Below are 22,306 nucleotides of genomic sequence, written 5' to 3'. Positions count from 1 at the left end.
AAAAAAGGATGAAAGCTTATGTACATTGTGCAGATTGCTCCCGAATGTGCCCCCGTGGCAAAAGTCGGCGGGTTGGCGGATGTCATCTTTGGCCTGAGCCGGGAACTGGAAATCCGTGGCAATGAGGTTCATATCATCCTGCCGAAGTATGACTGCATGCGCTATGACCAGATCTGGGGCCTGCAAGTCAGCATGAGAGATTTGTGGGTGCCTTGGTATAACAGTGCCATCCACTGCACGGTCTGGTTCGGTTTTGTCCAGGGTCGCAAGTGCTTCTTCATTGAGCCGCATTCCCCGGAAAATTTCTTCAATCGGGGTCATTTTTATGGCTTTCAGGACGATGTCAGCCGCTTCGCCTTTTTCAGCAAGGCGGCGCTGGAATTCATGCTGAAAGACAATCGTCGGCCCGATATCATTCATTGCCACGACTGGCAGACCGGACTGGTGCCGGTACTGCTGTTCGAGCAGTACGCCCACGCCGGAATGGGGGGATCGCGGGCCTGCTATACCATCCACAACTTCAAACATCAGGGGTTGACCGGTGAATACGCGCTGTGGGCCACCGGCCTGACCAATATCGCCCACTATTTCAATTACGACCGGCTGCGTGACAACTTTAATCACACTGCTGTCAACCTGATGAAGGGCGGCGTCGTCTACTCCAACTTTGTGACCACGGTGTCGCCGACCCACTCCCACGAGGCTCGCTTCACCGATCAGAGCAGCGGCTTGGGTCCGGTTCTGAACACGCATCAGGGCAAGTTTGGCGGGGTACTCAATGGCATTGATTACGATATCTGGAACCCAGAGATCGACCCGCATATTCCCGAACGCTATGGCATCGAAACGCTGGATAGCAAATACGTCAACAAGGAGGCACTGCGCGACCGGCTGTGGCTAAAAAAGGATTACAAGCCGATCATTGCTTACGTCGGTCGGCTGGATAGTCAAAAAGGCGTCAACCTGATTAGCCACGCTATCTTTTACGCCTTGCGCAACAATGCCCAGTTTGTGCTGCTCGGCTCCAGCCCGGATCCGCATATCAATCAGCACTTCTGGAATCTCAAGCGCCACCTCAACGACAGCCCGGACTGCCATCTGGAATTGGGCTTTGACGAAGAGTTGTCGCACCTGATCTATGCCGGATCCGACATGATCATCATGCCCAGCCTGTTCGAGCCGTGCGGGCTGACCCAGATGATCGCCCTGAAATATGGCACAGTGCCGATTGTGCGCGAAGTGGGCGGTCTCAAGGACACCGTGTTTGATAAAGACTATTCCCACAAGCCGTGGGAAGAACGCAATGGCTATGTCTTTCAAGGGGCGGATAATGCAGGGGTCGAGTCGGCGATGCATCGTGCCATTGCGCTGTGGTACACCTATCCCGATGACTTCCGCCAGTTGGTCACCCACGGGATGAGCTGCGACTATTCGTGGTGTCGGCCCGGTCAGGATTACTTGAACATCTACGAACATATCCGCTGTAAATAAGGGCGGCTGCGATCTCACGAGCCAGCGCCCTGATGTCAGCGTCAGTACCCGCAGGAACGGTTTTGGCCGCGATCTTGCGGCCAAGGCCATTTCTGCTCATCCAGCAAGCCCAGCCAGTAGAGGAGAGTGACACGCATGAGCCAGCTTCCAGAGTATGTTGACGGTTTGCCGAATATCTGCGGTTCGGAGCCGCTCGTGGAAGAGACCCTGCGCGCCGGTCGCGCCAAGCCCGCGTACCTGCCGGAAAGCCGCATTGATTTCGATCATATTCGCGCCGCCTGCGCCATCGCCTTGCACATGCACCAGCCGCTGATTCCCGCCGGTGGTGGCGATCTGTCCACAGCGGCGGTGATCAGCAATCTCAAGTACATGTGGGATAACCAGCACATCGGCGATAACTACAATGCGCCCGCCTTTCACTGGTGCTACAAACGGATCGGCGAATTCGTCCCACAACTGATCAATGAAGGCAAGGAACCTCGGGTGATGCTGGAGTATTCCGGCACCCTGTTCCACGGGATGCGCGCCATGGGTTTGAACGACGTGTTCGATGCGCTGAAGAACGCCAGTTGCAATCCCGACTATCGGCGCGGCATTGAATGGCTGGGCTGTCCATGGGGTCACGCGGTGGCGCCCTCAACCCCGGCGCAGGATTTCCGGCTGCACGTCAAGGCTTGGCAACACCATTTTGCTGCAATCTTCGGTTTGGAAGCGCTGGCGCGGGTACGCGGGTTTTCACCCTCGGAAATGGCGTTGCCGAATCATCCCGACACCGCCTACGCCTATATCAAGACCCTGGTGGACTGCGGCTACCAGTGGTTGCTGGTGCAGGAACACACCGTAGAGCAACCGGAAAACGGCCACGGTCTGGAGAAAAAGCACCTGCCGCACCGGCTGGTCTGCACCAACTCCAAGGGCGAAACCGTCAGCATCATCGCCATTATCAAGACCCAGGGCAGCGACACCAAGCTGGTGGCGCAGATGCAGCCCTATTACGAAGCCAAGAGTCTGTCACGCTGGGAACTGGCCGGGAAATCGGTGCCGCCGCTGGTCACCCAAATCGCTGACGGGGAGAACGGCGGGGTAATGATGAATGAATTCCCCGGCAAGTTCATGGATTCGGTGCGAGAGTCGTCCGGCTCGGATGTGTCGTTCATGAATGGTTCCGAATATCTGGAACACCTGTTCGCGATGGGGATCAAGGAATCCGATTTGCCTACGATCCAGCCCTCGTTCCAGAAACGGATCTGGGAGCGATTTACCCCGGGCGCCGGGCCGGAAAAGTTGGAGCAGGTGATTGCCGAACTGAAGAAGGAAGATGGGCGCTTCCACATGGAAGGCGGCAGTTGGACCAATGACATTTCCTGGGTACGCGGCTACGACAATGTCCTCGGACCGATGGAGAAAGCCAGTTCGGTATTCCACGAAAAAGTGTTGAAGCCGGGGGTGTCGTCCAACGATCCACGCTATCGCAACGCCCTGTTCAATCTGATGAGTTCGCAGACCAGTTGCTACCGCTATTGGGGACAGGGCTTGTGGACCGACTATGGGCGTGAGCTCTGCCGACGAGCCAGCGCCATTGTCGAAACCGACTTTTAAGGTTCGGATTACCTGGCCGCGTCCGCGTTGGCTTGTCATTAAAAAATCTAGCTTGTCATTAAAAAATCATGGTAGTGGCAAGCGGTGGCAAGGGTTCCGCCCGCTGCTGCCACTACCGACCACAAAGGAGGCTGAATTATGGCGGACAACGCTCTTTATCATGCGCTCGTGCTGAGCCTGCACCAGCCGGCTGGCAACCTGGATCACCTGCTGGCCTATAACAAGCCGGAGGCCAGGGAGATTCTGTTTACGATTGACCGTATTCCTCGCTCATTGTGGGAGCATCAGGATGTCGGGCGAGTGCATCTGGCGCTGTCTGGAACCCTGTTGGAGACTCTGTCAGACCCGGATTTTCAAGACCGGGCCCGTGGGATGGTGGACTGTGCGGCACTGCTGGGAAACCTAACAAATACTTCAATTATTAATAACTTAGCTACAGGTTACTATCATCCGGTGTTCCCGCTGATTCCCCCAGCCGATTGGGATGCACACATCGACCGCTGGCGTGGTATCGCCCACCGTTGGTTCGTTAACAGCGATTTTCAGGGGTTTTGGCCACCGGAAATGGGGTTTTGCATGGAGATGATCCCGTTGTTGCGGCGGCGTGGTTATCGCTTTGTGCTGGTAGATAGCGAGCATGTGCAACCGGTGACACCGATGCGCTGGGACGAAGTGCGCTACCGGCCGCATATCGCCCGCTTTGGCGGCGAGGAAATCATTGTGATTGTGCGCGACCGTGAATTGTCCAATGCCCAGGAGTCAGGCATGGATCTGGAGTGGTTCACCCGGGAAGTCCGGGAGCGTACCCAGTTCTGCGATTTCCCAGCGCTGGTGACAACCTGTAGCGATGGCGAAAATGGCGGCTGGTTTCGTAACGCCGCACCCGGCAGCAATTTCTGGGATGCCTTCTATAAACCGCTGTTGGATCAGGCGCGAGCCAACGCAACCGCGATCCAGCCGACATTCATCCATGACTATCTCAATCGCTTTGGCACCCATGGCGAGGTCACGGTCGGGCCGGGCGCATGGAATACCGGCTGGCACGATGGTCGTGATTTCGTGCAATGGTCGGGTACGTCGGCGCAGAAAGACGCCCTGATCCGGTTGGACGAGATCAGCCAGGCGGTGCTGGCGGCGCTGGGCAATGCCACCCCTATCGGCTCACAAAACCGGGAGCTACTTAATTTGCTGGAGGAAGCACACTGGCGGGTATTGCGGGCGGAAACCAGTTGCAATTTCTTCTGGGGCGATGCGTGGGTCATGCGCTGTCATGCCGATCTCGATCAGGCGTGCGAGTGTCTGGATCGAGCCAATGCCTGTTTCATTTAATCCGGGCAGGTGTGAAATACACCCAGGTCGCGTTGCGTCATCCACTTTAGCCGATGATCCCAGCCGGCCAGCGACCTGACCGCCCATCGGTGTTCCGCAGCTACAACATCTCTCGAATGGTTTCGCGCAGTTTCGGCATATTCAGTAATCCGAGCTGGTAATGCACGATCCGGCCTTCCGGCGAAATCAGCACTGTGGTCGGGGTCAGCCGCACATTGTCGTAGGCTTGGGCGATACGCTCTTGGCTGTCCATCACGATGGGATAAGGGATTTGCCGCTGCATCGCCATGGCCCGCACCTGATCCGGCGGATCGTAGGCCATCGCCACCCCGATGATTTCCAGTCCCTGCGGATGGAGTTCCCGGTAAAGACTGATTAGATGCGGCACTTCTTCGATGCAGGATGGACAAGTCGTCGCCCAAAAGGTCACCAATACCGGTTTACCACGCAATTGTTCCAGCGTCAGAGTACGACCGTCGAGGGTCTGGCCGACCAGTGGCGGCGCCTGGCGCAGTCCGGCGGGCATCAGCCAGACGGCGGCAACAGCCAGAACGACGATCAACGCGATGCTGGCAATCACAGTTTCTTTATTCAACTTCACAACTTAGATCTCCTAAGGGCTGATGTTAGCGGCGGACAATCCTGCATCACCCTCAGACCGCAGCGACCGCTGAAAGTGGCCAGGGGTGATTATGCCAGAGCCGTCCTGGTTTGCGCGGCAGGGCGAACGCCTTATGATTCACGTTTTCCCATAACGGCTTCAAGGTAGATTGAACGCATGATTAAAACAGGCATTGTCGGAGGAACCGGCTACACCGGAGTTGAATTGTTGCGGCTGCTGGCGGCGCACCCAGCGGCGGATCTGGCGGTCATCACTTCGCGGGGCGAAAAGGGTCTCCCGGTCAGCCAACTGTTTCCCAATCTGCGCGGTCGGGTGGATTTAGCGTTCGTTGAACCAGACGATGCCGTGCTGAAAACCTGCGATGTGGTGTTTTTCGCCACACCCAATGGCACCGCGATGAAAAGTGTGCCGATGCTACTGGAGGCAGGCGTCAAAGTCATTGACTTGGCGGCTGATTTCCGGTTGCGACGGGTTGAGGACTGGGAACAGTGGTATGGGATGCCGCACACCTGCCCGGAGTTGCTGGCGGAAGCGGTCTACGGCCTGCCCGAAGTCAACCGCGAAGCGATCCGCACTGCCCGGCTGGTGGCGAATCCCGGCTGCTACCCGACAGCGGTGCAACTCGGTTTTCTGCCGCTGCTGCAAGCGGGTGTGGTTGATCCCTGCTCGTTGATCGCCGATGTCAAGTCGGGAGTCAGTGGTGCCGGCCGCAAGGCCGAGGTTGGTATTCTGCTGTGCGAGGCCGGCGACAACTTCAAGGCGTATGGCGTTCCAGGACACCGCCATTTGCCGGAGATCCGCCAAGGTCTAGCAGCAATAGCGGACTCAGCAGTCAATCTAGTGTTCGTGCCGCACCTGACCCCGATGATTCGCGGCATTCACGCTACGCTGTACGCCACTTTGACCCATCCCGATGCTGATTTGCAGACGCTGTTTGAGCACCGTTACGCGACTGAGCCATTCGTGGATGTACTGCCACCAAAATCGCATCCCGAAACTCGCAGTGTGCGCGGGGCCAACCAGTGCCGGATGGCGGTGCATCGTCCGCAAAACGGCAAAACGGTGGTGGTGTTGTCGGTGATCGATAATCTGGTCAAGGGTGCCGCAGGACAGGCGGTACAGAACATGAACCTGATGTTCGACCTGCCGGAAATGACCGGACTGGGACAAATCGCCCTGCTACCCTGATTTGAGGGTACACAGTTAATTTCCGTACCCTTTTCGAGAACGCCATGACCACCGACACCCTCGATCTTGCCCGCCAACACTTGCTGTCTCCTGCCGGTCTTGGCGAGGACGATTTACACCGCGCCCTGTCTTGCCTGCTGGGCCATGCTGTTGATTATGGCGATCTGTATTTTCAGGCCCGCCGCGCCGAATCCTGGGGCTTGGAAGACGGTCAGGTTAAAAACGCCAGCCACGCAATTCAGCAGGGCGTCGGAGTGCGGGCGGTGAGCGGTGAAAAGACCGGCTTTGCCTATTCCGACGAGATGGTGCTGCCAGCGTTGCTGGAAGCTGCCACCGCCGCCCGTGCCATTGCCCAGCACGACGGTGGCAGGGCCATTCAAGTTTGGCATGCCGTCCCGCATCCTGTTTTGTACGAATCGCTCGATCCGTTGGAGACCTTGACCGCCGAAGCCAAGGTCCACCTGCTGGAAGCGGTGGACGCCGAAGCCCGCCGCCAAGACCCACGGGTGACTCAGGTCATGGTCGGTCTGGCCGCGACCCAGGACACCCTGCTGATTGTAGGCAGCAACGGCACTCTGGCTGGTGATGTGCGCCCACTGGTGCGATTGAATGTGAGCGTGATTGTCGAGCATGACGGTCGCCGCGAACAGGGCAGCTCCGGTGGCGGTGGCCGGGTCGGTTATGGCTATTTCCTCGACCAAGATCGCGCCCTGGGCTATGCGCGGGAAGCAGTGCGGCAGGCGCTGGTCAATCTCGAAGCGACCGCCGCGCCGGCAGGGACGATGACGGTGGTGCTGGGGCCAGGCTGGCCGGGTATTTTGCTGCACGAAGCCATCGGCCACGGCCTGGAAGGCGATTTCAACCGCAAGGGTACGTCAGCTTTCAGCGGGCGGATGGGCGAACGGGTGGCATCGCCGCTGTGTACGGTAGTGGACGATGGCACACTGTCCCGTCGGCGCGGTTCATTGAACATTGACGACGAGGGAACACCCACCCAGTACACCACGCTGATCGAGCGCGGCATCCTCAAAGGCTACCTGCAAGACAAACTAAACGCCCGGCTGATGAAAACGGCGCCCACCGGCAACGGCCGCCGCGAGTCCTACGCGCATCTGCCGCTGCCACGGATGACCAACACCTATATGCTGCCCGGTGAACACGATCCGGCGGAAATCATCGCCTCGGTGGAACGGGGACTCTACGCGGTAAACTTCGGTGGCGGCCAAGTAGACATTACCTCCGGCAAGTTCGTGTTCTCCGCCAGCGAGGCGTATCTGATCGAAAACGGTCGCGTCACCCGCCCGGTTAAGGGCGCGACCCTGATCGGCAACGGCCCGGAAGTGCTGACCCAGGTTTCCATGGTCGGCAACGACCTGAAACTGGATGCCGGCGTTGGCACCTGCGGCAAGGAGGGACAGAGTGTGCCGGTGGGCGTCGGCCAGCCAACCTTGCGGATCGAGGCACTGACCGTGGGCGGGACTCAGGCGTGAAGGCGGATAGCGACTCACAACTTATGCTGAAGCACCACCGGTCAGCGGAGGGGCCTAAACCCGATGCGCCTGTTTTCCCCTTCCCGTTCACTCCCATCGAAACATCCAGGCGCCTACGGCCATAAAGCCAATACTCATCGCGGTCAGCGCCAACAGATGCCCGGATATTGCCGCCAGGCCGGCGCCGTCAATCATAATCGCCCGCGCCGCATCAATAATGTGAGTCAGCGGCGCAAACTGTGCGCACTGTTGCAGAACGGGATGGACGCCCTCCAGCGAGAACCAGACTCCTGACAAAAACGTCATCGGCCAACTGAGCGCGTTGAGCAAACCGGCAGCCACTTCTTCACTGGTGGTGCGGGCAGCGACGATTAAGCCCAGGCTGATCAGGCTAATGGCCCCGACCACGAACACAATGAACAGATTGAGATAAGAGCCGTGCATGGGAAACCCAAGGAATAGATCAGCGCCAATAAATACCAGCACCGTAGTTGCCAGAATCAGCCATAACCGCGAAACGACTTGAGCGGATAGAAATTCCAGCGGCGTCAGCGGCGTGGCTTTCAAGCGTTTCAGCATTCCATTTTTTCGATAACGAACAATGACATAGCCGACTCCAAACAGGCAACTGAACATCATGTTCATCGCCATGATTCCCGGCACTACCCAATCCACATAGCGGATGACTGGCCCGGATACGGTTTGTTTGTTAAAGCTCGTCTTGGCATCCGCGCCGCGCAGCACCCGTTCCAACACATAACCCTTCGGCGATTCCTCGTTGATCCAGTAACGTCGCCCGGCGGGATCCACCAGCATGTCGAGTTGATGGCGCTCAATCTTGGACAAGGTCGCGGCCAGGTCGGCGACCGGGATGAACTGGACGTAGCGGGTTTGGAAAAAATCGCTATTGCCCCCGCCATCGGTAGCGCCCAGCACCCCCACTTTATAGAGATTCAGCCCCGGCCCGGAGAAAGCGACGGCGAAACCGGCAATCAGCGCGATCGGGAACAGCAGGTTCCAGGTCAATGTGGATCGGTCGCGTAGAAATTCCCAGTTGCGGCAGAGAAAGACCGCCCAGAAACGCTTAAAATTCAAGTCCGCAACTCCCGTCCAGTCAGTTCCAGAAACAGATCTTCCAGCGTGCGCGGGCGGATCAGCAACCGCGCCAGCGGGATATTGCACGCCAGCAGTTCCTGAACGGTGGCGCCGACATCCTGGGTAAGAATATCCACGGTATCCTGACCGTACACCACGGGATGCGCCAATGACGGGGCGGGGTCGGGAAAATCGGCCAACGGCAGTTGTAGCACCACGTCATCAAAATGTGCGGCCAGCAGTTGGCGTGGCGTCCCTTGGGCGATGATTCGTCCATGATCCATAATGGCAATCTCGTCGCACAGGTGGTAAGCCTCTTCCATGTAATGCGTGGTCAGCAGGATGGTTTTGCCACGCGCCTTGATCCGGTGGATCAGTTCCCAGAAATTGCGGCGGGCTTGCGGATCAAGGCCGGTGGTCGGTTCATCGAGGAAGATCAACTCCGGATCGTTCACCAAGGCAATCGCCAGCAACAGCCGCTGGCGCTGCCCGCCGGACAGCTTGCGGGTGTCGCGGTCGAGAAATTCGCCCAGTGCGCAGGCTTCGACCAGTGCATCTAACGGCAGGCTACGCGGGTAAAAGCTGGCGAACATCTGCAAGTTTTCGCGCCCGGTCACATGATCTTGCAGCGCGGTGGATTGAAACATGATGCCGATGTCCTGGCGGAAGCGCGAACCGAGCGCTTCGCCCCGGTAGCGAATGGTTCCGCTGGTCGGTTGCTGAATCCCCTCCAGGATCTCGACCGTAGTCGTTTTGCCGGCTCCATTGGGACCGAGCAGACCAAAACAGCGGCCCGCTGGGAGATCGAGGTCAATGCCGTTCACGGCCTTTACCCCGCGAAAATGTTTGATGAGATGGCGGGTTTCGAGCAGGGTAGTCATGGAATAGGCGCATTGAAAGGGCGGATGAGGATTATGACGACATTATCGGGGCTGAATATGAAAAAGGCGGGTTACGCCATGCGTCCCCCGCCTTTCTTTCAACCATCATCGGCTACGAATTCAAGCATTCATTCCTTGGCAACCAGTTCCTCGCTGTCATCACTCTTATCCTCGGTTATGGTTTTGGCCTCGGATTCGCTGCTCTCGAACAAATGCCCGGCGCCGCTGGTCGGGCGGCTGGGAACCCAGTTGTGTCGCCGCTGCAGGTGATAAGCCAACCCGGTGCCGGCAGGAATGAGCCGACCAACAATAACGTTTTCCTTCAACCCGCGTAGATCATCGCGCAAGCCGCGCACCGCCGCTTCGGTCAGCACTCGGGTGGTTTCCTGGAACGAGGCCGCAGAAATAAACGATTCAGTCGCCAACGAAGCTTTGGTGATGCCGAGCAGGATCGGCTGCCACAACGCCGGCATCCGGTTCTCAGCCTGCGCCCGTTCGTTTTCCTCCAGCACCCGGGTCCGCTCGACCTGTTCACCTCGGATGAAGGCAGTCTCGCCGGGGTCGAGGATATCCACCTTGCGCAGCATCTGGCGGATGATGACCTCGATATGCTTATCGTTGATCTTGACGCCCTGTACCCGATAGACATCCTGGATTTCCTTGACCAGGTAGGCGGCCAATTCCTGCACCCCAAGCAGGCGTAGAATGTCGTGCGGGTTCGGTTCGCCATCGGCGATGATTTCACCCTGTTCGACATACTCACCGTCGAATACGCCAACGTGACGCCATTTCGGGATCAACTCTTCGTACAGGATATCGCCGCTCTTATCGCGGATCACCAGCCGCTGTTTGCCCTTGGTTTCCTTGCCGAATTCGATGATGCCGGATTTCTCGGCCAGGATGGCCTGTTCCTTGGGCTTGCGCGCCTCGAACATATCCGCCACTCGCGGCAGACCGCCGGTAATATCGCGGGTCTTGGAGGATTCCTGCGGGATACGGGCTACGACATCACCGACTGCGACCTCCACGCCATCGGCCAGATTGACAATGGCGCCGGATGGCAATGGATATTGCGCCAGCGTACTGGTTCCGGGAATAAACAGGTCGTTGTTGTACTCGTCCACCAGTCGCACCAAGGGGCGCTTGTCCTTGCCCAGGGCGCCACGCTGCTTGGGATCCATCACCACCAGGCTGGACAGGCCGGTGATCTCGTCGGCGTGTCGCTGTACGGTGATGCCTTCCTCGAACTCAGCCAAGCGTACAAAGCCGGCCACCTCGGTGATAATCGGGTGGGTATACGGATCCCAGCGGGCAATCACTTGTCCGGCTTCGACCCGGTCGCCGTCGTTCGCCGACAGTTCCGCACCATAGGGCACTTTGTAGCGTTCGCGCTCACGACCCTGTTCATCCAGCAGGGTGATCTCACCCGAACGCGATACCGCCACCAGATGACCGTCCCGGCGTTGTACCACTTTCATCTTGTGCAGCCGCAGAATGCCTCTGGATTTGATTTGTACACTGTTGACTACGGTGGTCCGGGAGGCCGCGCCACCAATATGGAAGGTGCGCATGGTCAACTGGGTGCCCGGCTCGCCAATGGACTGAGCGGCGATCACGCCGACCGCTTCGCCGCTATTGACCATGTGACCGCGTGCCAGGTCACGGCCGTAGCAAGCGGCGCACACCCCGTAGCGGGTCCGGCAGGTGATCGCCGAACGCACCAAAATCCGGTCAATGTTCAGCGCATCCAGCGTCGCCACCCACTGCTCATCCAGCAGGGTGCCAGCGGGAATGGCAACCCCATCGGCACCTGGCGCAAACACGTCGCGGGCTACCACCCGGCCCAGCACCCGGTCGCGCAACGGTTCCTTGATGTCGCCTTCCTCAACCACCGGCGTCATCCATACTCCGTCCTGGGAACCGCAGTCGGGTTCGGTGACCACCATATCCTGCGCTACATCCACCAATCGCCGGGTCAGATAACCGGAGTTGGCGGTTTTGAGGGCGGTGTCGGCCAGCCCCTTGCGGGCACCGTGAGTGGAAATGAAATACTCCAGTACGCTTAACCCTTCGCGGAAATTGGCCTTGATCGGTGTTTCAATGATCGAGCCGTCCGGCTTGGCCATTAACCCGCGCATCCCCGCCAACTGGCGAATTTGCGCCGCCGAGCCACGAGCACCGGAGTCCGCCATCATGAACACGGCATTGAACGAGTCCTGCTCTGCCATTTCACCTTCGCGGTTGATCACCTTCTCGACCTTCAGATTCTTCATCATCGCTTTGGCGACGTCGTCGTTGGTGCGCGACCAGATGTCCACTACCTTGTTATAGCGCTCGCCTTTGGTCACCAAACCTTGGGTGTACTGATCATCAATTTCCTTCACGTCCCGCTCGGCTTTTTCCAGCAGTTCGACTTTCTTGGCCGGAATCTTGAAATCTTCGAAGCCAATCGAGGTGCCAGAACGGGTGGCGTAATGGAAACCGGTGTACATCAACTGGTCAGCAAAGATGACGGTATCTTTCAACCCCAATCGCCGGTAACACTCATTGATGAGTTGAGAGACGGTCTTCTTTTTCAACACCTGATTGACCAGATTGAAGGGCAGATCCCGGGGTAAAATATCGTACAGCAGCGCCCGACCGACGGTGGTGCTGACTCGATATTGGATGGGTGCCCGCTTCAGATTGGCGACACGCAGGCGGTTGAGCCGATCGGGATCCACGCAGTCGCCAGCCATGCCGATGCGCCGACCGCCGGCGTCGAGGACCTCCTGGGTGAGTACCGGAGGGCTGAGCTGCTCAGCCTCAGCCGAGCGCATGAGATCTTCAACGCTGGACAGGATTTCTTCACGCGATAGGCGGACTTTGATCCGGGCGTGCAGTTCCACCTGCCGATTTTCGTAGGCGCGGTGGACTTCCCGGACATCGGCGAAGATCATGCCCTCACCCTTGGCGTTGATCCGCTCGCGGGTCAGGTAATACAGACCGAGCACCACATCCTGCGACGGTACAATAATCGGCTCGCCATTGGCCGGGCTGAGGATGTTGTTGGTGGACATCATCAGCGCCCGCGCTTCCAGTTGCGCCTCAATGGACAGCGGCACATGCACCGCCATCTGGTCACCGTCGAAGTCAGCGTTGAACGCGGTGCAGACCAGTGGATGAAGCTGAATCGCCTTGCCTTCGATCAGTACCGGCTCGAAGGCCTGAATGCCGAGGCGATGCAAGGTCGGGGCGCGATTGAGCATCACCGGGTGTTCGCGGATCACCTCTTCGAGGATGTCCCACACCACCGGCTCCTCACGCTCGACCATTTTCTTGGCCGCCTTAATGGTGGTGGCCATGTCCTTATATTGCAGCTTGCTGAAAATAAACGGCTTGAACAGTTCCAGCGCCATCTTCTTGGGCAGACCGCACTGGTGCAGGCGCAAGGTGGGGCCGACTACGATCACCGAACGTCCGGAGTAATCCACCCGCTTGCCGAGCAAATTCTGGCGGAAGCGGCCCTGTTTACCCTTGATCATGTCGGCCAGTGACTTGAGCGGGCGCTTATTGCTACCGGTGATGGCCCGGCCGCGCCGACCGTTATCCAGCAACGAGTCCACCGCCTCCTGCAACATCCGCTTCTCATTACGGACGATGATGTCCGGCGCACTCAGCTCCAGCAGCCGCTTGAGCCGGTTATTACGGTTGATCACCCGCCGGTACAGATCGTTGAGATCGGAGGTCGCGAAGCGGCCACCGTCCAGTGGCACCAGCGGCCGCAAGTCCGGCGGTAGCACCGGTAGCACGGTCAGCACCATCCACTCTGGCTTGTTGCCGGAGTTCAGGAACGATTCGGCCAGCTTGAGTCGCTTGGACAGCCGCTTGAGCTTGGTCTCGGAGCTGCACTCCAGAATTTCCTGGCGCAACTGGACAATCAGTTGCTTCAGATCCAGACCGTGCAGTAGTTCACGGATCGCTTCAGCTCCCATCCGGGCGTCGAAGTCATCGCCATGCTGCTCGACCGTGTCCAAGTAGGCTTCATCGGTCAGCATCTGGTTTTTTTCCAGCGGCGTCATCCCCGAGTCAATGACCACGAAGGATTCAAAGTACAGCACCCGCTCGATGTCGCGCAGAGTCATATCCAGCAGCAGGCCGATTCGTGACGGTAGCGACTTCAGGAACCAGATGTGCGCCACCGGTGAGGCCAGTTCGATATGGCCCATCCGCTCGCGCCGCACCTTGGCCAAGGTCACCTCGACTCCACATTTCTCGCACACCACCCCGCGATGCTTAAGCCGCTTATACTTACCGCAAAGACACTCGTAATCCTTAATCGGGCCGAATATCTTGGCGCAAAACAATCCATCGCGCTCCGGTTTGAAGGTCCGGTAATTGATGGTTTCGGGTTTTTTCACCTCGCCGCAGCTCCAGGACCGGATCATCTCCGGCGAAGCCAGACCAATGCGGATAGCGTCAAAATCCTCGACTTCGTCGAACAGCTTGAACGGGTTCAGCAGCTCTCTCATCATCTCTCACCCAGGGTTTCAATCCATACCCGCTTTTTTAATAAGCGGGTGAAATACACGCAGGTCTTATTCACTGCGCGTCGGGGGCGCCGCATCGTTTTCCAGTTCCATATTGATCCCCAGTGAACGGATTTCCTTAACCAGTACGTTGAACGATTCAGGCATACCCGCTTCCATCCGGTGGATACCGTCCACGATGTTTTTGTAGACCTTGGTGCGACCATTTACATCGTCGGATTTGACCGTCAGCATTTCCTGCAAGGTATAGGAGGCGCCATAGGCTTCCAGCGCCCACACCTCCATCTCGCCGAACCGCTGACCGCCGAACTGCGCCTTACCGCCCAGCGGCTGCTGGGTGACCAAGCTGTATGGGCCGGTGGAACGGGCGTGCATCTTGTCGTCCACCAGGTGATTCAGCTTCAGCATGTACATGTAGCCGACCGTCACCAACCGGTCGAACGGCTCACCAGTGCGGCCATCAAACAGAGTGGTTTGACCGCTTTCCGGCAAATCCGCCAGCCGTAGCAATTCGCGCAGTTCCTCTTCGGTGGCGCCATCAAACACTGGGGTAGCAATCGGTACCCCACCGCGCAGGTTTCGACTCAACGCCATGATTTCCTTATCATTAAATTTCGAAAAGTCCACTTTCTGTCCACCACTGCCGTTGTAGATCTGATCCAGCAGGGCGCGCAACTCAGCAAGTTGCGCGTTGGCCTCCAGCAAGCGACCGATTTTCAGGCCCAGCCCTTTAGCAGCCCAACCGAGATGCGTCTCCAATACCTGACCGACGTTCATTCGCGAAGGGACACCCAGCGGGTTTAGCACGATATCCACCGGGGTACCATCATCCAGATAGGGCATGTCTTCCTGCGGCACGATCATTGAAACCACGCCCTTATTACCATGGCGTCCAGCCATCTTGTCACCCGGCTGCACCCGGCGCTTGACCGCCAGGTAGACCTTGACCATTTTCAGCACCCCCGGCGCCAGATCGTCACCCTGCACCAGCTTGCGTTTCTGCTCCTCAAACTTCTTGTCGAAATCATCGCGCTGCTGCTTAATCTGGCGAGCGGTCTTCTCAATCTGGTCATTGAGTTCGTCGGTACGCATCCGGATTTCGAACCAGCGATCACGCGGCAGCCGGTTCAGGTATTCGACCGTGACGGCTTCGCCACCGCGCAGACCATTGGGTCCGCCGTCGGCCGAATGACCGGCCAGCATCTGCTCCATGCGCTGGTACAGGTCGTCATCGAGGATGCGCAACTGATCGTTCAGATCCTTACGAATCCGCTTTAATTCGGTTTCCTCGATTTGCCGGGCGCGTGAATCCTTATCCACGCCGTCGCGGGTGAATACCCGCACGTCGATGACTGTACCGTCCATGCCGGAAGGCACCCGCAGCGAGGTGTCTTTCACGTCGGAGGCTTTCTCGCCGAAAATCGCTCGTAGCAGTTTCTCCTCCGGCGTTAACTGGGTTTCGCCTTTGGGCGTGACTTTGCCCACCAGAATGTCACCGGCCTTCACCTCGGCGCCAATGTAGACAATGCCGGCTTCATCCAGCCGCGCTAGCGCACTTTCGCCGACGTTGGGGATATCAGCGGTGATTTCTTCCGGGCCGAGCTTGGTGTCGCGGGCCACACAGGACAGTTCCTCAATGTGGATGGTGGTGAAGCGGTCCTCCTGCACCACCCGCTCGGAAATCAGGATCGAGTCTTCAAAGTTGTAGCCGTTCCACGGCATGAAGGCGACCAGCAGGTTCTGCCCCAGCGCCAATTCCCCCATATCGGTGGAGGGGCCGTCAGCCAGCACATCCTTACTGGCCACCACCTCACCAACTTGCACCAGCGGGCGCTGATTGATGCAGGTATTCTGGTTGGAGCGGGTGTATTTGGTCAGATTGTAGATATCCACGCCAGGCGCGCCCGCCTCGGTTTCATCATCATTGACCCGCACCACGATGCGGGCGGCGTCCACTGAATCCACGACACCACCACGCTGGGCGATCACGCACACTCCGGAATCACGCGCTACGATCCGTTCCATGCCGGTTCCGACCAGTGGCTTGTCCGCACGCAGGGTGGGCACCGCCTGACGCTGCATGTTGGATCCCATCAGCGCCCGGTTGGCGTCGTCGTGTTCCAGAAACGGGATCAACGCTGCCGCCACTGAGACGATCTGCTTGGGCGATACATCCATGTATTGCACTTTATCCGGTGCGGACAGGGTGAATTCATTCTGATGACGACAGGACACCAGTTCGTCGGCCAGCCGTCCACTTTCGTCGAGCGTGGTATTTGCCTGGGCAATAATGTACTGGCCTTCCTCAATTGCTGATAGATAATCGATCTTATCAACCACTTGGCCGCTCTCGACCCGTCGGTATGGGGTCTCCAGGAAACCGTAGGAGTTGGTGCGAGCGTAGACCGCCAGCGAGTTGATCAGGCCGATATTCGGACCTTCCGGGGTCTCAATCGGGCAGACCCGACCGTAATGAGTGGCATGGACATCGCGCACCTCAAAGCCGGCGCGCTCGCGGGTCAGACCCCCCGGCCCCAGCGCCGAGATGCGGCGCTTGTGGGTGACCTCGGACAACGGATTGTTCTGATCCATGAACTGCGAGAGTTGCGAAGACCCGAAAAACTCCTTGATCGCAGCAGCAACCGGTTTGGCGTTGATCAAGTCCTGCGGGGTCAGGCCTTCAGCCTCAGCCAGGCTTAATCGTTCCTTGACCGCACGCTCGACCCGCACCAGGCCAATCCGGAAGACGTTTTCGGTCATCTCGCCGACGCAACGGATGCGGCGGTTGCCAAGGTGGTCAATATCGTCCACTACGCCGTTACCATTGCGGATATCAATGAGTACCTTGAGTACCGCGAGAATGTCTTCCATGGACAGCACCCCGGGTGGATGCTCCTTGACCGGCATCCCAGGCAACGGGGTTCGGCGGTGACCAACCCGGCTGTCGAATTTCATCCGCCCCACATCGGACAGATCGTAGCGATCCGGCGAGAAAAATAGATCCTGCAACAGGCGTTGGGCAGCGTCCTTGGTCGGCGGCTCACCGGGTCGCATCATCCGGTAGATTTCCACCTGAGCGTCCCACTGACTGCGCGTGGAATCGGCGCGCAAGGTGTTAGAAAGGTGAGGGCCGCGATTGACCTCATTAATATACAGAGTCTGAAATTCGGTGATGCCGCTGGCCTGGATTTTTTCTAATTTATCGGCGGTCAGTTCGTCGTTCGCCAGCGCCAGCACTTCGCCGGTTTCGGGGGCACGCAGGTCGTGAGCCAAGATCTTGCCGATCAGGTACTCGCCCGGAACCGGCAGGCTTTTTACCTCAGCCTTGGTCAGATCGCGGACGTGCTTGGGCTTAATCCGCTGGCCTGCTTCCAGCAGCACCCGGTCGCCGATACGAATATCGAAGCTGGCGATTTCACCCTGCAACCGCTCAGGCACCAAGTCCATGGTGAATTGTTCACTGCTGACATGGACGGTGTTGGTATCAAAAAAGATTTCAAGAATCCGCTCGTTGACACTACGCGCATGAGGATCGTTGGGATTGGGTTCCTCGAACAGTGCTCGCAACAGGATGGTTACCGGCAGCTTGCGGCGACGGTCAATGCGGGCGTACACAATGTCCTTAACATCGAATTCAAAATCCAGCCAGGACCCGCGATAAGGGATAACCCGTGCCGAAAACAGCAGCTTGCCGGAGGAATGGGTTTTGCCCTTGTCGTGATCGAAAAATACGCCTGGTGAACGGTGCAACTGCGAGACGATGACCCGCTCGGTACCGTTGATGACGAAGGTGCCATTATCCGTCATCAGTGGCAGCTCGCCCATGTAGACTTCGTTTTCCTTGATGTCCTTGATTTTGTGAGCGCCGGCCTCGGCCTCCTTGTCCATCAGCACCAGCCGCAGCCGCACCCGCAACGGCGCAGCGTAGGTCAGCCCTCGCAACTGGCACTCCCGGACATCAAACACCGGATCGCCTAGCCGATAGCTCACATATTCCAGCCGAGCGTTGCCTGAATAACTGATGATCGGGAACACCGAGCGGAACGCAGCATGTAACCCAATCTCGCGGCGTTCTCCCGGCGACACCTCGGCTTGCAGATATTCACGATACGAATCCAGCTGGATCGCCAGCAAATAGGGCACATCCAGGATGCTGGATCGCTTGCCGAAGTCTTTACGGATGCGTCTCTTTTCAGTAAAAGTATAGGCCATCGGAATTCCTCTCACGGGAGTACCAGCCAGGGGCGGGAGCCAACTGCACCCACCCTGTAAGATGACAGGCGGGGTGGATTGAACCCCCTGACGGGTTCAAACGAAAACAGGCCGGCGACCCAAGGCCGCCAGCCGTTCCAGTCCGTCCAAGCTAGACAATGTCGCGCAGCACGATCCCACGGGAGGGTGGGTACACAACGCTTACTTGACGTCGACTTTGGCGCCAGCTTCTTCCAGCTTCTTCTTGATGTCCTCAGCCTCGGCTTTGGGAATCGCTTCCTTGATCATGGAAGGCACACCTTCCACCAGATCCTTGGCTTCCTTCAGTCCCAAACCAGTCAGAGCGCGCACCACTTTAATCACCTCGACCTTTTTCTCGCCGAAGCTGCTCATCACCACATCGAACTCGGTTTTCTCCTCAACCGGCGCCGCTGCGGCAGCGGCCGGAGCCGCCGCCATAGCCACAGCAGCAGTGACGCCAAACTTCTCTTCCATCGCGGAAATCAAATCCACGATTTCCATCACGGTCATGCCAGCGATGGTTTCCAGAATGTCTTCTTTCGAAACGGCCATTACCCATTTACTCCTGATAGGGACGCTATCATTCAATCAGTGTTAATCGACCAGTCTTGATCAATACATTTTGATCATGAGACTGTTTTGCCGAGATAATCAGGCAGCTTCTTCTCGTTGCTGGCGAACCGCATCGAGAGTACGCACCAGTTTGCCTGGAATTTCGTTGAGGGTCTGCGCGAGTTTGTCGAGCGGCGCCCGCAGGGTAGCCATCAGCAGACTGATCGCTTCATTGCGCGTCGGCAGGCTGGCCAGACGATCCAGCTCACTGGCTGGAAAAGACTGTCCACCGACCGCTAATGCTTTGACGATCAGCTTGTCATGGGCTTTTTCCTTGAGAAATTCCTTGAATAGCCGCGCTGCCGCACCTGGATCTTCCTGGGAGAACGCCAGAATCAGCGGTCCCACCAGGCTGGCTCGCAGGCACTCGAACTCGGTTCCCTGCAACGCACGCCGCGCCAAGGTATTCTTGACAACGCGCAGATAGACGCCGGTTTCCCGCGCTTTTACGCGCAGGTTCGTGATCTGAGTCACACTCAGCCCACGGTATTCGGCGGCAATCGCGGAGTGCGCACGGGCAGCCACCTTGGCGACTTCGGCTACTACAGCCTGTTTTTCCGCCAGATTGAGACTCATTAAGTTACCTCGTGATTTTTCCTCCACCGGGGTGGAGAACGGAAACGGCGGCTTCACCAATTATTCGGACGAGCCTTACCGTCTGCGCGGGCTACCCCGGATGTTGACCGGGAGCGATTAAGTCTTGCGACACCTGCGGTCTTTGACACTGGCCGGAAACTCCGGTCGGCTCAAAGTCGGTTGAGCATCCCCTACTCGACGTTCGAGCGGAGATGCCAGAGTTCAGAACGACAGCGTGGCCTGATCCACAGCCAAACCTGGCCCCATCGTGGTAGACACGGTGACCCTACGGACATACACACCCTTGGATGTGGCAGGCTTGATCTTTTGCAAGTCATGCAATAACGCCTGTAAATTTTCCCGCAACTGATCGGGGGCAAAGTCCACCTTGCCGATGGTGCAGTGGATAATGCCGGCCTTGTCAGTGCGGTAGCGAACCTGACCGGCCTTGGCGTTGCGGATCGCGCCGACCACATCCGGGGTCACGGTGCCCACCTTGGGGTTCGGCATCAGACCGCGCGGGCCGAGAATTTTGCCGAGTTGACCGACCACCCGCATCGCGTCGGGTGAGGCAATTACCACGTCGAAATCAAGATTACCGGCCTTGACCGATTCAGCCAGATCCTCAAACCCGACCACATCGGCGCCGGCAGCCAAGGCGGCCTCTGCATTGGCGCCTTGAGCAAACACCGCTACCCTTACGGTCTTGCCGGTGCCATGAGGCAGCACTGTGGCACTACGTACAACCTGGTCAGATTTACGGGGGTCGACACCCAGATTCACCGCCACATCCACTGCTTCCCGAAACTTGACGCCGGATAACTCCTTGAGCAGGCCAAGGGCTTCCTCGACCGGATAGAACTTGCCAGGTGTTAGCTTGACGCTGATCGCCTGCATGCGCTTGGAGAGTTTAGCCATGGCTCAAACACCCTCCACGTTAAGGCCCATGGATCGGGCGCTACCTGCGATAGTCCGCACTGCAGCATCGAGACTGGCGGCGGTCAAATCGGGCATCTTGGCCTTAGCCACATCTTCCAGTTGGGCGAGAGTCACGGTGCCGATCTTGTTGGTGTTGGGATTAGCGCTACCCTTGGCGAGACCCAGCATCTTGCGCAGTAGCACCGAAGCAGGCGGAGTTTTCATGATGAAGGTGAAACTGCGGTCGCTGTAGACCGTAATCACCACCGGAATTGGCAGTCCGGGCTCCAGATGCTGGGTCTGAGCGTTGAAGGTCTTGCAGAATTCCATGATGTTGACGCCGTGCTGACCTAGCGCAGGACCCACCGGAGGACTGGGGTTAGCCTTGGCGGCCGCGACCTGCAACTTGACGTATGCAGTAACTTTCTTTGCCATTGTTACTCCTGTCGGGTGCGAACGCCTTGCGGCTCCCCGGATGATCTATCGAAATAATCGGATAGTAGAACAGTAACCCGCAGAACCGGTCACCGGGATACTTTTTCGACCTGACTGAATTCCAGTTCCACCGGAGTGGTGCGACCGAAGATCATTACACCCACCCGCAGCCGGCTTTTCTCGTAGTTGACTTCCTCAACCACACCCTCGAAGTCATTGAAGGGACCTTCAGTGACCCGCACCATCTCGCCGGGTTCGTAGAGTACTTTAGGCCGGGGCTTGTCAACGCCTTCCTGAACTCGTTGCAGGATAGTCTGGGCTTCCTTTTCCGAAATCGGTGCCGGTTTGTCGCTGGTACCGCCGATGAAACCCAGCACCTTGGGAGTATTGCGAACCAGGTGCCAGGTTTCGTTATCCATTGCCATCTGCACCAACACGTAGCCGGGGAAGAATTTACGGTCACTCTTGCGCTTTTGCCCATCGCGCATCTCCACCACTTCCTCAGTGGGCACTAGAACCTGACCGAAGCGATCAGTCAGGTTCTCACGGTTGATCCGCTCTAGCAATGCCCGCTTAACCTGCTGCTCGAAACCGGAATAAGCCTGTACCACATACCAGCGCATCGTCATGCCGTAGCTCCAATTAGCCGGTGGTGATCAAGCGAACCAGCCAGAACAACAGCACGTCCAGCAACCAAAGTAACAGGCCCATAATCACCACCATAGCGACCACAATCAGGGTAGTCTGAGTCGTTTCGGCACGTGTAGGCCAAACTACCTTGCGTAATTCAGCACGAGAACCCTGCATGAAATCAAGAGTTTCCGCGCCGAACTCAGTCTTTGTCACGATCCATACGGCTACACCGGTCGCTGCCAACAACCCCAAGACACGCACCAACAGTGAATGGTTCGCGAAGACGTAGAAAGCTACTAATGCACTCAGGATGATAAGACCGGCAGCCAACAGCTTATAAGTGTCGGCACGCTCGGTGGCTTGCATTTCGGGTTTGGTTGAATTCATGCGGACTCTAGCTTTGCGCACTCCGGCGTGGGTTCGCACCACCGGGACGGGTAGACGCGATCAGGACATGCCATCAGGAAGATGGCAGGCCAGGAGGGAATCGAACCCCCAACCTGCGGTTTTGGAGACCGCTGCTCTGCCAATTGAGCTACTGGCCTGTAACAAGGGCAGGGTGGATTCATGTAATGAGGTTCCACCCACGGTTGAACTATGAATTTACTCAATAATTTTAGCGACGACGCCGGCGCCGACGGTACGACCGCCCTCGCGGATGGCGAAGCGCAGACC

At 57.9% G+C, this 22,306-nt stretch carries 17 protein-coding genes and 1 tRNA gene; 5 read left to right on the top strand and 13 right to left on the bottom strand.

Going from position 1 to position 22,306, the window contains the following annotated elements:
- The first annotated feature begins 18 nt into the window (after positions 1-18).
- The 3 genes from glgA to BN874_RS16410 all read left to right on the top strand — a co-directional run bounded on the left by glgA (position 19) and on the right by BN874_RS16410 (position 4,419).
- Entirely contained in the window at positions 19-1,491 is a 1,473-nt protein-coding gene (gene glgA / locus BN874_RS16420; protein ID WP_034435326.1) for a glycogen synthase GlgA, read from the top strand.
- Positions 1,492-1,626: 135 nt separating this feature from the next.
- Positions 1,627-3,090: a polysaccharide deacetylase family protein gene (locus tag BN874_RS16415; protein WP_034435325.1), complete on the top strand. Its 1,464-nt coding sequence runs from the start codon at positions 1,627-1,629 to the stop codon at positions 3,088-3,090.
- A 138-nt stretch (positions 3,091-3,228) separates the two neighbouring features.
- Positions 3,229-4,419 (top strand): polysaccharide deacetylase family protein, encoded by a 1,191-nt coding sequence (locus BN874_RS16410; protein WP_034435324.1) that lies wholly within the window; start codon positions 3,229-3,231, stop codon positions 4,417-4,419.
- A 100-nt stretch (positions 4,420-4,519) separates the two neighbouring features.
- Here the strand turns inward: BN874_RS16410 and BN874_RS16405 are convergent, their stop codons facing one another.
- Positions 4,520-5,020: a TlpA family protein disulfide reductase gene (locus BN874_RS16405; protein ID WP_034435323.1), complete on the bottom strand. Its 501-nt coding sequence runs from the start codon at positions 5,018-5,020 to the stop codon at positions 4,520-4,522.
- A gap of 177 nt (positions 5,021-5,197) precedes the next feature.
- Here BN874_RS16405 and argC point away from each other — a divergent pair, with 177 nt between their 5' ends.
- Complete coding sequence (argC, locus tag BN874_RS16400) at positions 5,198-6,229, top strand: N-acetyl-gamma-glutamyl-phosphate reductase (protein ID WP_034435321.1); 1,032 nt, start codon at positions 5,198-5,200, stop codon at positions 6,227-6,229.
- Positions 6,230-6,273: 44 nt separating this feature from the next.
- Positions 6,274-7,719 (top strand): metalloprotease TldD, encoded by a 1,446-nt coding sequence (gene tldD / locus BN874_RS16395; protein WP_034435320.1) that lies wholly within the window; start codon positions 6,274-6,276, stop codon positions 7,717-7,719.
- 87 nt (positions 7,720-7,806) lie between these two features.
- Here the strand turns inward: tldD and BN874_RS16390 are convergent, their stop codons facing one another.
- The 12 genes from BN874_RS16390 to BN874_RS23850 all read right to left on the bottom strand — a co-directional run.
- Entirely contained in the window at positions 7,807-8,814 is a 1,008-nt protein-coding gene (locus tag BN874_RS16390) for an ABC transporter permease (RefSeq protein ID WP_034435319.1), read from the bottom strand.
- On the bottom strand, positions 8,811-9,695 hold the full coding sequence (locus BN874_RS16385) for an ABC transporter ATP-binding protein (RefSeq protein WP_034435318.1): 885 nt from the start codon (positions 9,693-9,695) through the stop codon (positions 8,811-8,813). Before BN874_RS16385 ends, BN874_RS16390 begins: the two co-directional genes overlap by 4 nt.
- 128 nt (positions 9,696-9,823) lie before the next feature.
- The gene (rpoC, locus tag BN874_RS16380; protein WP_081756463.1) at positions 9,824-14,206 is read right to left on the bottom strand and encodes a DNA-directed RNA polymerase subunit beta'; all 4,383 of its coding nucleotides are present in this window, start codon (positions 14,204-14,206) and stop codon (positions 9,824-9,826) included.
- 66 nt (positions 14,207-14,272) lie between these two features.
- Positions 14,273-18,436, bottom strand: a complete 4,164-nt coding sequence (gene rpoB / locus BN874_RS16375; protein WP_034435316.1) for a DNA-directed RNA polymerase subunit beta — start codon at positions 18,434-18,436, stop codon at positions 14,273-14,275.
- Between the two features lie 201 nt (positions 18,437-18,637).
- Positions 18,638-19,009, bottom strand: a complete 372-nt coding sequence (rplL, locus tag BN874_RS16370; RefSeq protein ID WP_034435314.1) for a 50S ribosomal protein L7/L12 — start codon at positions 19,007-19,009, stop codon at positions 18,638-18,640.
- A gap of 99 nt (positions 19,010-19,108) precedes the next feature.
- Positions 19,109-19,645 carry a 50S ribosomal protein L10 gene (gene rplJ, locus BN874_RS16365; RefSeq protein ID WP_034435313.1) on the bottom strand — a complete coding sequence of 179 codons (537 nt, stop codon included), beginning with the start codon at positions 19,643-19,645 and terminating at the stop codon, positions 19,109-19,111.
- Between the two features lie 222 nt (positions 19,646-19,867).
- Positions 19,868-20,563 carry a 50S ribosomal protein L1 gene (rplA, locus tag BN874_RS16360; protein WP_034435312.1) on the bottom strand — a complete coding sequence of 232 codons (696 nt, stop codon included), beginning with the start codon at positions 20,561-20,563 and terminating at the stop codon, positions 19,868-19,870.
- A 3-nt stretch (positions 20,564-20,566) separates the two neighbouring features.
- On the bottom strand, positions 20,567-20,998 hold the full coding sequence (gene rplK, locus BN874_RS16355) for a 50S ribosomal protein L11 (protein ID WP_034435311.1): 432 nt from the start codon (positions 20,996-20,998) through the stop codon (positions 20,567-20,569).
- Positions 20,999-21,087: 89 nt separating this feature from the next.
- Positions 21,088-21,627: a transcription termination/antitermination protein NusG gene (gene nusG, locus BN874_RS16350; RefSeq protein ID WP_034435310.1), complete on the bottom strand. Its 540-nt coding sequence runs from the start codon at positions 21,625-21,627 to the stop codon at positions 21,088-21,090.
- A 13-nt stretch (positions 21,628-21,640) separates the two neighbouring features.
- Positions 21,641-22,018, bottom strand: coding sequence for a preprotein translocase subunit SecE (gene secE / locus BN874_RS16345; protein ID WP_230314466.1), 378 nt, complete (start codon positions 22,016-22,018; stop codon positions 21,641-21,643).
- A gap of 82 nt (positions 22,019-22,100) precedes the next feature.
- Positions 22,101-22,176, bottom strand: a tRNA-Trp gene (locus BN874_RS16340).
- 58 nt (positions 22,177-22,234) lie between these two features.
- A partial coding sequence (locus BN874_RS23850) for an EF-Tu C-terminal domain-related protein (RefSeq protein WP_202814033.1) occupies positions 22,235-22,306 on the bottom strand: 72 nt, incomplete at its 5' end.

This window comes from Candidatus Contendobacter odensis Run_B_J11 (genome assembly GCF_000531125.1).
GTDB classification, from domain to species: Bacteria; Pseudomonadota; Gammaproteobacteria; order Competibacterales; family Competibacteraceae; genus Contendibacter; species Contendibacter odensensis.
Note: the sequence above shows the minus strand (reverse complement) of the source record. Positions and strands in the feature narration are given on the sequence as shown.